The sequence below is a fragment of the Mesorhizobium sp. STM 4661 genome (assembly GCF_000359125.1).
Classification (GTDB): Bacteria; Pseudomonadota; Alphaproteobacteria; order Rhizobiales; family Rhizobiaceae; genus Mesorhizobium.
On the sequence record NZ_CAAF010000025.1, the window covers coordinates 1 to 12,817 of the forward strand.

The window sequence follows — 12,817 nt, forward strand, 5'->3', positions numbered from 1 at the left end:
TAATACCTTACGCTACGTAAGAAAACTCACTGTGACATAGCCACTGCTCACTCTTCCCGGAAATCCCGCAGCGAGGCATGCCGTAGGGTCTTCTTCGCCTCGAAGGTGCTTCACGCGGCCGATCAACCCCGGCTTGATCCATTGCGTCGCCCGGCCGCTTCATGCCCTTCGGTGCCGGGCCAGAATGCCGCTGCCTGCGGGGCGAGAGGGCTGTCGCTTGAGGCCAGGGCTTTCTGCGTGGGAGGGATTGTTATCATATTAGCGATGGCGCATATTGCCATCTTGGCGAGAAGGACACTCCTTTGTAAGACCAGATGCGAGGTCTCATGATCAGGTTGGCCCAATGCACCACGAAGGCGCTTTTGGGCGCCTTGGTTTTGCTGCACGTGCTCGGCAACGCGCCGAGTTTTTCTGCGTCACCAGTTTCGTGTTCCGAAGAGGGGTCGCTTCGCTCAACCTCCTACAAGCGGAAGGTTGTAGTCGAATTTCGGAACCGCAGTAGCATGTCGATTAGCTTATACTGGCTAGACTACAGCGGTGCTCGCAAATCATATGGCACAGTAGGGCCAAGCCAATCGTTTGAAGTGGACACATTTGTCACCCACCCTTGGTTGATAACGGATGAAAACGGCAACTGCCTTGAAATCGTTTTGCCCGAGAAAGGCACTAGGCGCGACCTGGCGTTGATTACCGAGGATTTGAGACCGGAAACGTCTGGCACCCTGGCGGACCATTACCTGTTCAAGACTCTTGTTTCCGCCATGACATGCTCTCGCATGACGGCCACCGAGCTAAATTGTGGAAGGCAGCAGCCGTTTGGGCCCGCTGCTCCCTTTCTCGCGGTCACTGCCAAACAATTAGAGGCATGTGCACGTGAGCGCGACAATTGCGACTTCGATGCACCACCGAAGGTCACCGAAACCGGGGTGTCGGAGAAAACGCTTTCGTCATTAGGCGCAAACGATCAGGTGAGCAGCTCGTACAAACTCAAATACAGAGGACAGTCTTACGACTGTCATTTCCTAATCACAGCGCTCCTTCACGTCGGATATGGCTCCGGGGAACCAGACTCCCTTGACTATGAATCAAGTTTCAGTTGCTGGTAGGTGGTGATGCATTGATGTCACTTCGGAGACCCATAACAAAGACGGCCATTACAATTTTTCTTGCGGCTTAGGCGGCGCAAGGAAGCTTGCATCTCAAGCCGATGAGTCGTCGAATTGCGCCGCAGAGGGACAACGTTACATCTTTCAAAACCGTTGCCCTTATCCCGTCTACTCGCCTGCGCAGTGGGCGCTCAAATGTGCTATGGGTCGGGTCAGATCTCGTTGATGTCGGGACAGCAGACAAGCCGTACGCTTTCCGGCGCGCTTGAAGTCGACGGGCCATTTTTGAGCCACTGAGAACGAGTTGTTGGGAACGGGACGCCATGCAGCCCCTTGATGCAGACAAGGCGCGGACGGCCAACATCACTATCACTCCTGTTGAGTTTGCTCCGCCCCCAACTGTTGAACTTTGTCGGACAACGACTCGGCAGCACATTTGATGCAGTTTCCAACCGCTTCGCCAACGCTCTCGGATTTTGTTGCATCATCACCCGCACCGACAACGTCTTTCGCCGCCTCAGTCACATTGTCGAGGCAATCGCTCGCAACATCAGTATTGGCATCGCACGCCGACCGCGCCAAGGTCGTAAGTCCCAGAGAAATGCAAGCTGAAAGGATAAGCGAACAGCCCAAATTTGACAGACGCCCCATTGCGATGCTCCCTTCCTGATTTTGGCCACAGTTTGGCCGGTTGTGCAGAGCCAAAAGGCTGTCAGCAAAAAAGTCGCCACCGTTGCCACACGGATCGCCCGTTGCCAGCCTCAGTAGAACTCGGGTCAAGTAAAGCCTCGGGTTACTGAGCGGTCCCTTCGCCACTGCCCTCAGCGCATTTTGCAGCGTGCTGCTCTTGACCATCTTTGTCAGTGCACCAGCACAAAAACTTGGATCCGTCTGGCTTGGTACACTCTAGGGCGTCGGCAATCGATGTGCCACAAAAGGTAAAAGCTAGTAGAACAGCTACTCTGAGCAACATTGTATTTGTCCTTTCGTTACCCGTCAGACAATTTCAACTGCAACTTTGGTCGATCGATTTCCCTCGCCTGGCCAGTCCGCACAGCTTGTCACTCTATTACTGCAAATACGAGGGTCTAGTCGGACAGGAAAAGCAATCCGGCATCGACGAATTTCGGCAGGAAAGAGAATGCCTTGAATATACCAAGCTTCCTTTGTAGGTGCAATGTTGCTAAATTAGAGAATACGAAAATTTAGGCCCCAGCGCTGGAGCGCACGTAGATTTAGAAGCAGAGGAGTTTACGATGGCGGGCAAGGGCAGAGGGAGGTGTGGGTATTCTTTGGCAACGGCCATTTTCTGTTTTCTGTGCGTACGAACGGCGGTCGCGGATAGCCCTCGGGTCCCGGATGGGGCTGGCCCCGGTCCGGAGCCTGTTCAATGCACAAAATGTGACCAGGACTACGAGGTTGCAAAGCGAAAATGTTCAGCGAAGGCTGAGGAGGATGCAAGGAAAGCCTGCGTGGTATCGGCCAGCATTTACGCCGGAGGGTGCCGGCGTACCTGTCAGATGGGCACGATCTACAACACGCCCCAGTGACCGGTCCGCCCAAAAGAGCGTCATGAGATAGTTTTCGCATTCTCGCCCTCTTTGAGTTGGGATGCGTCCGTCACGACTGGTTGCCATATTGGAAACCAAGAGGACTGGATGTCGATAAGAACAGCCAGCCACGGGTTGGTTGGCGTAGCCAGGGCCACCTGGCTCTAGACCGCGATCGCCGGCTGGCTCCAGCGGGCGGCAAGCAGCCGGTAGGGGATCAGCGCCACCACCGCGATGATCAGCTTCACGCTGAGATCGCCGAGCGCCCAGGATATCCAGCGCATGGTCTCGATCGGCAGCGCGCCCAACAAGGGTGCCGTTTCGAGCGCGAAGCCATCGTTCGGGCCGGCGAAGGCGAAGGCGGCCGAAAAGGCGACGGTGAAGAAGACGACCGTGTCGAAGACCGAGCCGACCAGCGTGCCGACGATCGGCGCGCGCCACCAGCTCTGCCGGCGCAACCGGTTGAACACGGTCACGTCGAGCAGTTGCGCGATCAGGAACGCTGCTCCCGAAGCCGCCGCGATGCGCGCCAGCCGGTCGGCGGCCGTCTCGAATTCGATCAGGCCATGGCGAAACAGGAAGGGCGGAACAAGGATCGAACAGACCACCGCCGTCATGAAGCCGACAAAGACGATCCTGCGCGCCACGGCCGGGCCATAGCGGCGGTTGGCAAGGTCGGTGACCAGGAAGGAGAAGGGATAGGTGAAGGCGCCCCAGGTCAGGATGTCGCCCAGCGACAGGCCGCCGATCGCACCTTGCATCGGGAACTGCACGAGGATGTTCGACGCCACGACGACAAGCGCCATGGCGGCCACAAAGGGCAGGTATCGCGAGAAGGAAGTCATTTTTTTATCCTGGGTAATGGAACCAGCGGCACGCTATCCAAAAGCCGGATCGCATGCCCTTGTTGTTTTAGAGGCGGTCGCCCGAAGAAATGCTTAAGCGGCCGGCTGTTCGGCCAGCTTTTTGGCGATCTGCTTCTTCAGCAGGCGGGCGCGCTGCGACAGCTCCTTGGCGTCGGCCTTGGCCAGAAAGGCGTCGAGGCCGCCGCGATGCTCGACCGAACGCAGCGCGTTGGCCGAAATGCGCAGGCGCACATTCTGGTTCAGCGCCTCCGAGATCAGCGTCACATTGACGAGGTTCGGCAGGAAGCGACGCTTGGTCTTGTTGTTGGCGTGGCTCACATTGTTGCCGGACATGACTGCCTTGGCAGTGAGTTCGCAGGTGCGGGACATGGTTCTAACCTTCAGTTCTCGGTCTGGCCAAACATTCAACCCGCGCCGGGTGGCGCGCGGTTTCGGTCAGGCGGCCTTATGGAAAAGTTGGCGTTCCATAGTTGCATTTCGCCCGTGCGTCAAGCTCAGCCTGCCATGGGCGCGTGATAGCGTCGTCCACATAATGGCCGGAATTCAGCCTATAAGCGGTCACACAGGGACATGCCAGGCCGGAGCCGCCACCTCCGGTCGAAAACCGAGGACCGATTCCCGCCATGCTTCGTGCGTCACATGCTGTTTTCGCCTTGCTTCTCGTTGCGCTGCCGACCGCGACATCCGCTGCCGCGCCGCAATCCTTCAAGGGCGAATATACGGTGTCGTTCCTTGGCCTTTCGGTGGCGAAGGCGACATTCTCCAGCAGTTACGAAGGCGATACCTATTCGATCGACGGCAGCGTCTCCAGCGCCGGCCTCGCCACGCTGTTCGACGATACGCAGGGCACGATCTCGTCAAAGGGCAAGATTTCGGGCAAGCAGTTGCAGCCGCAGGCGTTCCGCGCCGACTACAAATCGGGCAAAAAGGCGTCGATGATCGATATCCAGTTTGCCAATGGCGCCGTCACCTCGACCAAGATCGTGCCGGAGCCGAAGAAGCGCAATCCCAAGAACTGGATACCGCTGGCGGCCAGCGATCTGTCATCGGTGCTCGATCCGATGGCCGCCACCGTCATCCATGCCGACAGCCTCGACAAGGTCTGCGGTCGCACGGTGAAACTCTACGACGGCGAGATGCGCGCCAATCTGGTGCTGACCTACGATTCGAAAGGCTCGACCTCGGTGCGGGGCTACAAGGGCGATACCGTCACCTGCAGGATGGGCTTCGAGCCGGTGGCGGGTTACCGCAAGAACCGCAAAGCCCTGAATTACCTGAAGAATCGCAGCGTCATCATGGTGACGTTTGCACCGCTCGGCCAAACCGGCGTATATGCGCCGATCCACGCCACGGTCACAACGCAAATCGGCACTCTCACCGTCAGCGCGGGGCGTTTCGAAGCCGTCGACTAACGGTTCGATGCTAAAATCGCGTATAAAATTGATTTTAAGCTACAGTTGAGACCGCATCAAAATCGTCGCTAAGCTCTTCTGATGGAATCCGATGATGGTTAACCAGAAGAGTGCGGATCATAAGTGGCGATACATCAAAATGCTCTGCCGCGTCGCGCTGCCCTTCGGACGAGTAATCGCCTTGTAGGATAGTTTCAACTTCATCGAACGGACTCAGGAGTTCAGCGGCGAAAGCCCGCTGCATCTTTTGCCGATATGTGTAGGCGCGAGTGGCAGGAAATAAACGGTTTGACCTGGGGGCTAGCAACCTATCGCCAAGCAGGCGAGCAAGTTCAAAGCGCCTTCCTTCATGCCATTTCGAACGCAGTATGAGACGGCTGGTTTCCTTCTGACTGTCAACCATGAACGAGAAGTCGGCTAGTCTGTCTTGAGCGGGCACGAGGGCATTAGGAGTCGTTCCCGCGAGCGCTGCGAGTTCTATATCGGAAATCGGATGACCATTCAGCCGCTCCTGATCACGAAGCGCACGCGCAGCGCGCGCACCAAGAAGCCAAGCTGGCACACTCTCGGAGGGAGTAAGCCCTGCGTGGTCGCGAAGCCGTACAGCGTCCCGCGAAGAGGCGTCGAAGCCTTTCATCTGAGCCAACGCTATTAGATCCTTTAGCGCTGGTGTAGCACCTGTCTGCGCACGGGTGGCGGCGACCTCCTGAATGGAGTCAGCGCTAGCTTCCTCGGCATCGGCAAGCAGTTGTGTGAGTATAATGGGATCGGCTTCATCCGGATCTTCGCCGAGTAGTGCTTCGAATTTTCTTCGGGTTGAAAGTTGAGGCGACGACCTCTCCTCCTCAAGACTCTCGAAAATGGAGTGGAAGTTTGTTCCACTCACCCCTTGGGCTTCGAGACGATGCAGTATTTGGGAGAAGAACTCATCGAGGCCCGCTTCGAACTGACCAGCCGGAAGAACCGCAGCGTAGCCGGAGATGTACCGGAAGGGTATCTCGGCGCGCTCAGCCGTTGGTGCCGAAACAAGCGTTGTGCGCTCACCATCGGAGAATATTGTTATGTTTGGCCATATATAGCCTTGTCCGATGGACGACATGCAGTGAGTCTGGCCCCATTCGCGGGACAACGCGCGAGGCTCCCACCGGAGCCTCCACCAATTCCAAGCAAACCACTCTGCAAGATGATAGCCCGAGAGATAGGGTTTAGCTCGTAGACGATTCGCCAGATAGTCGTGACCTTCGGTTAGCCAAAGATTATTGACACTGATACCGATTGCACCAAAGCAAGCCTGTTCCTCTGCTGGCGCGCTTTGCAATGCTTCCCACTCAACCTCGATACGCCAGTTCACGGGCATCGCCGCTTCCACTCTTTTAGTATGTATTCCCGAACAGGTCGCTCACTCTCTATCGGATATCCATGGTATAGACCAGGTGTACTTGGATCGCTTTTGGCTTCATATACGATACCATTGGTGTCAACTGACCATATGTATTTTGGAAACGGTTCGCCATGACTACTGATCATCCTGGCTCGGATACCCTTGTAAAAAAGTTCTCTTGCCTCGTTGAGATATACCGGTCCTGACATATCACATAACGATTTTGTCGGAACCGGATTTGTGCGTTCGAACCCATAGTCGAGGGGGTAACGCTTATGATGCCCACTTCCAACATACGTGGCGGCCTGAGTCAGAAAATCGATTCGCTCTTGTGTGAGACCTCTTGGCTCCTCGACTCGCCGCTTTGGATTGTTGCCTTGTCGTGCCATCGAACACTATCCATCGCTTCTCGTTTGTTGTCCTCAAGGAACAGAGCTGCCTTAGAAGAATGGTCAGCTCGGGCACTCATAGCATATGGCCTTAGAGGTTGCGAAAAGCTAATCGGACGTTTCCTAGTCACCATATAAGACTGCGACCGGCGCTTCGCACCAATCCGCTAGAATCGGTTCATTTCGAAGTTAGCTTAGGCGCGATATATCGAAACTCGCAAACTTCTGAAAAGTCATAATACGGGCGCGTGTCGTCCGCCTTTGGAGATGAGCATGGCGCGCGCAACACTGATCGGCTTCTCGGCGGTCGCCATGTGGGCGCTGCTGGCGCTGCTTACGGACGCTTCGGGCGCTGTGCCGCCCTTCCTGCTGTCTGCGATCACCTTTACGATCGGCACCGGCGTCGGGCTCGTCGCGCGGCTGTTCATGCCGGCCACCGACAAGGACAGCAAGATACCGCGCCAAGCCAAAATACCACGCAAAGTCTGGGTGATCGGCATCGCCGGCCTGTTCGGCTACCACTTCTTCTACTTCACCGCATTGCGCAACGCGCCGGCGGTGGAAGCGAGCCTGATTGCCTATCTGTGGCCGCTGCTGATCGTGCTCGGATCGGCGCTGATGCCGGGCGAGCGGCTGGCATGGAACCATGTCGCCGGCGCGCTGCTCGGCCTTGCCGGCACTTTCCTGATCGTCACCAAGGGTGGCGGCCTCGCCTTCGACGCGCGCTATGCCTTCGGCTATGCGATGGCCGGCGTCTGCGCGGTGCTGTGGTCGTCCTATTCGCTGTTGTCGCGGCGCTTCCCCTCGGTGCCAACCAGCATCGTCACCTGGTTCTGCGCAGCGACGGCAGCGCTGTCGTTCGTCTGCCATCTCGTGCTCGAAGAGACGGTGTGGCCTGATGGCGCCGGCCAATGGCTGGCTGTGCTCGGCCTGGGGCTGATGCCTGTCGGGGCTGCCTTCTATGCCTGGGACATCGGCGTCAAGCGCGGCAACATCCAGGTGCTGGGCGCGGCGAGCTATGCCGCGCCGCTGCTGTCGACGCTGGTGCTGATATCAGCTGGCTTCGCCGAGCCGTCGCTGCGCATTCTCGCTGCCTGCGTGCTCATCACCGGTGGCGCGGCGCTGGCGGCGAAGTCGCTGCTCTTCCGCAAGCGGGCAACCGACGGGGCAGGGGCATGATGCCGTTTCCCGGCGGTATCGACGCCAACGCCAATGCGACGCTGGTGTTTTCCGTTGCGGCGGCGGTGATCTACGCTTTCACATCAGACATGCGGCCGACGCTGGCGCGCTCGGCCGCCAAGACGCTGGCTGTGGCGATGCTTGCCGTGCTGGCATCGCTGCAGGGCGGTCGATGGCTGCTCGTCGCGGCGCTGGCGCTCAGCGCTGTCGGCGATGCCTTCCTGTCGCGTGACGGCGAAAAGGCCTTTCTCGGCGGGCTCGCCAGTTTTCTCGCCGCGCATGTGCTCTATGTCGTACTCTTCCTGCGCTCCGGCGGTGGGATCGGTCTGCTCTCGGCCGAACCGTGGCGCGGGGCGGTTGCCGTGGCGATGGCGGTGTTCGCGCTCGCCATGCTTCTTGCGCTCTGGCGCCGTGTCGGCCCCGCCTTACGCCTTCCGGTCGGCGTCTATATCGCGGCAATTCTCGCCATGGGCATTTCGGCGCTCACCCTGAACAGCCTTTGGATCATCGGCGGCGCGATTTTATTCGTGGCGTCCGACGGGCTGCTTGCCGCGGAAAAATTCCTGGCGCCCGCCATCTCGCCGCACCGTGTGTGGATGCGCCATGCGGTCTGGGTGCTGTACTACGTCGCCCAGTTGGCGATCACCCTGGGTGTTCTGCTGAAACTCGATACACCCTAGCGCGTGCCCGGCTCCCAGCCCGGTTCGGCCAGCTCGAAGGCGGCGAAATCGAAGCCTGGCGCCACTGTGCAGCCGACCAGCGTCCACTCGCCGAGGCTGCGCGCCGACTGCCACCAGCCGGCGGGTACGACGATTTGCGGCCGTTCGCCGGCGGCAAGAGCCGTGCCCAGCACCTGTTCTATCACCGGACCGTCCTCCTGATGCATCGACAGCGCCAGCGGGGCGCCGGCATAGAAATGCCAGACCTCGGCCGCGTCCTTGACCCGGTGCCAGGCCGATAGTTGTTCCTCTTCCAGAAGGAAATAGATCGCTGTCGAATGGCCGCGCGACCCTTCCGCGCCATCGCGAAAGGTCTCGGCATACCAGCCGCCTTCCGGATGTGGCCTCAGGCCGAGCGTGGCGATGATTTCGGCGGCGCTGGTCATGCGTTGCAGGCTAGCACGGCTTCATGTTTGAGCATCGGATTTTTCCCAAAACCGGTCTCCACTTTTGGGTCCGATGCGCTAGAAATTGTCCTTGCGCTTGCGGATCTCAGCGAACACGTCGGCGTCGGTGGCTTTCTCCATGCCGAGATGCTTGCGGATTGCCGGGTCGTGCCAGCGCAGGAACGGATTGGTCGACAGTTCCTCGCCGATCGTGGTCGGTAGCGTCGGATTGTCGTCGGCGCGCAGCGCCTCGATCTTCGCCGCGCGTTCCTTCAGCGCCGAATTGGTCGGGTCGACCGTCAGCGCGAATCGGGCGTTGGAAAGCGTGTATTCATGGCCGCAATAGATGACCGTCTCGGCCGGAAGTGCGGCCAGCTTCTTCAGCGATTCATACATCACCGGCGGCTTGCATTCGAACAGCCGGCCGCAGCCCAGCGCAAACAGCGTGTCGGCGGTGAACGCCACTTTCGATGCCGGCAGATGATAGGAGACATGACCCGCCGTGTGGCCGGGCGTCTCGATGACCTCGATCTTTTCGTCGCCGAGACGGATGACCGAGCCCTGGCCGACGGTCTTGTCGATGCCGGGGATCTTTGTCTCTTCGGCCTTCGGCCCGATAATGCGCAGCTTGAAGCGCTCCTTCAGCGCCAGATTGGCTTCGACATGGTCGGCATGGTGGTGGGTGGTCAGGATCATCGTCGGCGTCCAGCCGGTGCGCTCGATCGCGGCCAGGATCGGCGCCTCCTCGGGCGCGTCGATGATCGCGGTCTGGCCGCTTTTTGGGTCATGCACGAGCACGCCGAAATTATCGCTGCGGCACATGAATTGTTCGATCTCAACCGGCATCGCATCTCTCCATTAGAGCGCCGTGCGTCAGGACGCTCTGACACTTTTTATCTGCTGCATCGTGCTTTCCGGAATCGAAGCCGATTTCGGGCCGATGCGGTAATCGTCGCAGACATAGGGCGCTTGCCCGCGGATGTCATCCGCCTTTGTTGAACTTGGACGGCATCGAAGCTACCGTCCGGCGCATGCATTCCGACATCGTCGATCTCCGTTCCTTTTACTCGACCACGCTCGGTCGGCTCGCCGAGCGCTCGATCACCATGGCGCTGTCCTCGATATGGGCCGCCGTGCCCAACGAGCGCCTGGTCGGTCTCGGTTACACCCTGCCGTGGCTGGAGCGGTTCGGCAGCGATGCCGAGCGTGTCTTTGCCTTCATGCCGGCGACGCAGGGTGCGGTGGTCTGGCCGGTTACGGGGCCGACCGCTACGGCGCTGGTCTTCGACGAGGAACTGCCGCTGGTCGATTCCTGCATCGACCGCATGCTGCTGGTCCATTCGCTCGAACATGCCGAGAACCCGCGCGAGACGCTGAACGAGATCTGGCGGGTGCTGTCGCCGGCCGGCCGCGTCGTCATCGTCGTGCCCAACAGGCGCGGCGTCTGGGCCCGTTTCGAGCACACGCCGTTCGGCAATGGCCGGCCCTTCTCGCGCGGCCAGCTTACCGAATTGCTGCGCGAGACGAATTTCACGCCCGCGGCCTGGTCCGACGCCCTGTTCTTCCCGCCATCGCGGCGGCGCTTCATGATGCAGTTCCACAATGTGCTGGAGCGCGCCGGCCGGCGGTTCTGGCCGATCTTTTCCGGCGTCATCGTGGTCGAGGCGCAAAAGCGGCTCTATCAGGGCGTGCCGGTCGCCCAGCGCGCCTCGCGCCGCGTCTTCGTGCCGGTTTTCTCGCCGCATGGCGCCACCAGGCTCGGCCGGCTGCCGCAGGCCGCCGATAGAGCGTCTTCACCCAAAAGGGTGACGCGTTCGTGATCGGGCTTGCGTTTTTTCCTAACTATCTGTCGAAAGCGGGTTTGCAGCCCGGTTGAAGGCGCGGGCAGCCAATGCCCGTGACCGGATTCAATGCCGCTTTCGAACGCAGGGGTCTCACTCATGGCTGATCATCCGGATGACATGGCCCGCGCGTCGGTCGAGGCCAGCAGCCTGCGAGACCAGCTCGCGACGATCAGGCTGGCGCTGGCGGCCTCGCCGGTCCGCAAATATCTGCTCTGGCTCTCTATCGGCATCGTCGCCGTCATCGTGGCGACCTCGATCGGGCAGGTTCTGCTCAATCGCTGGAACCAGCCTTTCTACGATGCGCTGGCGCGGCGCGACATGCAGGGCTTCCTGGATCAGCTTCTCGTCTTTGCGGCAATAGCCGGCACGCTGCTGGTGCTCAATGTCGGTCAGACCAGGCTCAACCAGATGATCCGGCTGAAGCTGCGCGAGGCGCTGACGCTCGACCTGATCGGCGAATGGATGCGGCCGGCGCGCGCCTTCCGGCTTACCCATGCCGGCGCCATCGGCGTCAATCCCGATCAGCGCATACAGCAGGATGTTGGGCATCTCTCCGACCTTTCCACGGACCTCGGCGTCGGGCTGCTGCAATCCTTCATCCTGCTCGCATCCTTCATCGGGGTGTTGTGGACGCTGTCTTCGGGCTTCGTCTTCCATATCGGCGGCCAGTCGCTGGCGATTCCCGGCTACATGGTCTGGGCGGCGATCCTTTATGCCGGCATCGCCTCCTGGCTGAGCTGGCTGGTCGGACGACCGCTCATCCGCTTCAACAGCGATCGCTATTCACGCGAGGCGGAGCTGCGCTCCTCGGTGGTCCGCGTCAACGAGAATGTCGACGCCATCGCGCTCGCCCATGGCGAGGCCGATGCGAAACGCCAGCTCGAGCTCGACCTCGGCACGGTGCTAGGCACCATGCGGCGGATCTATACTGCCCAGATCAACCTGTCCTGGGTTACCGATACCTATGGCTGGATCACCGTCGTCGCGCCGATCCTGGTTGCTTCGCCGGTCTATTTCGCCGGCGATATCAGCTTCGGTGGGCTGATGATGGCTGTCGGCGCCTTCAACCAGGTCAACGCGTCGCTGCGCTGGTTCATCAACAATATCGGCGCCATCGCCGACTGGCGCGCCACGCTGATGCGCGTCGCCGACTTCCGTATCGCGCTTGGCGAAACGGATGCGCTCCATGACACGGAAAAACGCATCGTGTTTGGCGAAAACCCCGATGGCCGCCTGACTTTCGAGAAGCTCGAAGTAGCCTCGCCCGACGGATGCACCAGGCTTGCCGAGCCGCATGTCGAAATCAGCGCCGGCGAGCGCGTCATGATCACCGGCGATCCGCGCGCCGGCAAGACGCTGTTCTTTCGCGCCATCGCCGGCCTGTGGCCGTGGGGAAGCGGGCGGATCGGCATGCCGGCCAAGGAAGTACCCGCCTTCGTTCCGCGCACCCCCTATTTCCCGCTCGGTACGCTGCGTGAGGTGCTCAATCACATGGACGGCGCCACCAAGGTCGATGATGTCGAGATTTCGGCCGTGCTTGCCGAGGTCGGTCTCGAGCGCCTGTCGTCCTCGCTCGACCGCTCAGCGCGCTGGGAGCATGAGCTCAGCGATGACGAGCAGCGCCTGCTGGCCTTTGCCAGGCTCGCCTTGCGGCGGCCGAAATGGGTGATCATCGACGAGGCGCTGGATACATTCGACGGCGCGACGCTGAAACGCGTGCTGTCGATGCTGGAAACGCGTCTCGCCGGTGCTGCCATCCTCAACATCGGCCGCGGCCAGCACAACAACCAGTTCTTTCCGCGTTCACTGACGATCGTGAAGGATGCCGGCCGACCAGCGCTCAAGCCGGCCCGCGTCAGGGCCGGGGCGATCGAACCGCCGCCGGCCGTTGCCGTCAGCCGGAAGAAGAAGTAACCGGTTTCATCCAACCAGCTTCATTTCGCCGCGATCGCAGGGAAAATTGTCGGCATCGTTGCAAAGCCTGC

General features: G+C 60.1%; 11 protein-coding genes. 5 read left to right on the forward strand and 6 right to left on the reverse strand.

Annotated features, from left to right (window positions below; translation table 11 throughout):
* Positions 1-1,475: 1,475 nt before the first annotated feature.
* The 3 genes from MESS4_RS07265 to rpmB all read right to left on the reverse strand — a co-directional run bounded on the left by MESS4_RS07265 (position 1,476) and on the right by rpmB (position 3,891).
* Positions 1,476-1,961 carry a hypothetical protein gene (locus MESS4_RS07265; protein WP_006328407.1) on the reverse strand — a complete coding sequence of 162 codons (486 nt, stop codon included), beginning with the start codon at positions 1,959-1,961 and terminating at the stop codon, positions 1,476-1,478.
* Between the two features lie 859 nt (positions 1,962-2,820).
* Entirely contained in the window at positions 2,821-3,501 is a 681-nt protein-coding gene (locus MESS4_RS07270; RefSeq protein ID WP_006328410.1) for a queuosine precursor transporter, read from the reverse strand.
* Between the two features lie 93 nt (positions 3,502-3,594).
* Positions 3,595-3,891: a 50S ribosomal protein L28 gene (rpmB, locus tag MESS4_RS07275; protein WP_006328411.1), complete on the reverse strand. Its 297-nt coding sequence runs from the start codon at positions 3,889-3,891 to the stop codon at positions 3,595-3,597.
* A 254-nt stretch (positions 3,892-4,145) separates the two neighbouring features.
* Between rpmB and MESS4_RS07280 the strand changes: the two genes are divergently transcribed.
* A complete protein-coding gene (locus tag MESS4_RS07280) occupies positions 4,146-4,934 on the forward strand; it encodes a DUF3108 domain-containing protein (RefSeq protein ID WP_006328412.1) in 789 nt (262 codons plus the stop codon).
* Positions 4,935-4,968: 34 nt separating this feature from the next.
* Here MESS4_RS07280 and MESS4_RS07285 read toward each other — a convergent pair whose 3' ends face one another.
* A complete protein-coding gene (locus tag MESS4_RS07285) occupies positions 4,969-6,291 on the reverse strand; it encodes a hypothetical protein (protein ID WP_006328413.1) in 1,323 nt (440 codons plus the stop codon).
* 686 nt (positions 6,292-6,977) lie between these two features.
* Here MESS4_RS07285 and MESS4_RS07290 point away from each other — a divergent pair.
* Both MESS4_RS07290 and MESS4_RS07295 read left to right on the forward strand, forming a co-directional pair.
* The gene (locus MESS4_RS07290; protein ID WP_006328415.1) at positions 6,978-7,883 is read left to right on the forward strand and encodes an EamA family transporter; all 906 of its coding nucleotides are present in this window, start codon (positions 6,978-6,980) and stop codon (positions 7,881-7,883) included.
* Positions 7,880-8,563 (forward strand): lysoplasmalogenase family protein, encoded by a 684-nt coding sequence (locus MESS4_RS07295; protein WP_006328416.1) that lies wholly within the window; start codon positions 7,880-7,882, stop codon positions 8,561-8,563. Before MESS4_RS07290 ends, MESS4_RS07295 begins: the two co-directional genes overlap by 4 nt.
* On the opposite strand, the gene MESS4_RS07300 is transcribed toward MESS4_RS07295, so the two are convergent.
* Together MESS4_RS07300 and gloB are read right to left on the reverse strand one after the other, a co-directional pair.
* Positions 8,560-8,988 (reverse strand): cupin domain-containing protein, encoded by a 429-nt coding sequence (locus MESS4_RS07300; protein ID WP_006328418.1) that lies wholly within the window; start codon positions 8,986-8,988, stop codon positions 8,560-8,562. The two genes, MESS4_RS07295 and MESS4_RS07300, sit on opposite strands and share 4 nt — an antisense overlap.
* A 78-nt stretch (positions 8,989-9,066) precedes the next feature.
* Positions 9,067-9,834 carry a hydroxyacylglutathione hydrolase gene (gene gloB, locus MESS4_RS07305; RefSeq protein ID WP_006328419.1) on the reverse strand — a complete coding sequence of 256 codons (768 nt, stop codon included), beginning with the start codon at positions 9,832-9,834 and terminating at the stop codon, positions 9,067-9,069.
* 185 nt (positions 9,835-10,019) lie between these two features.
* Here gloB and MESS4_RS07310 point away from each other — a divergent pair, with 185 nt between their 5' ends.
* Both MESS4_RS07310 and MESS4_RS07315 read left to right on the forward strand, forming a co-directional pair.
* The gene (locus MESS4_RS07310; protein WP_036240852.1) at positions 10,020-10,808 is read left to right on the forward strand and encodes a class I SAM-dependent methyltransferase; all 789 of its coding nucleotides are present in this window, start codon (positions 10,020-10,022) and stop codon (positions 10,806-10,808) included.
* A 120-nt stretch (positions 10,809-10,928) separates the two neighbouring features.
* Positions 10,929-12,746, forward strand: coding sequence for an ABC transporter ATP-binding protein/permease (locus tag MESS4_RS07315; RefSeq protein WP_006328422.1), 1,818 nt, complete (start codon positions 10,929-10,931; stop codon positions 12,744-12,746).
* The last annotated feature ends 71 nt before the right edge of the window (positions 12,747-12,817 follow it).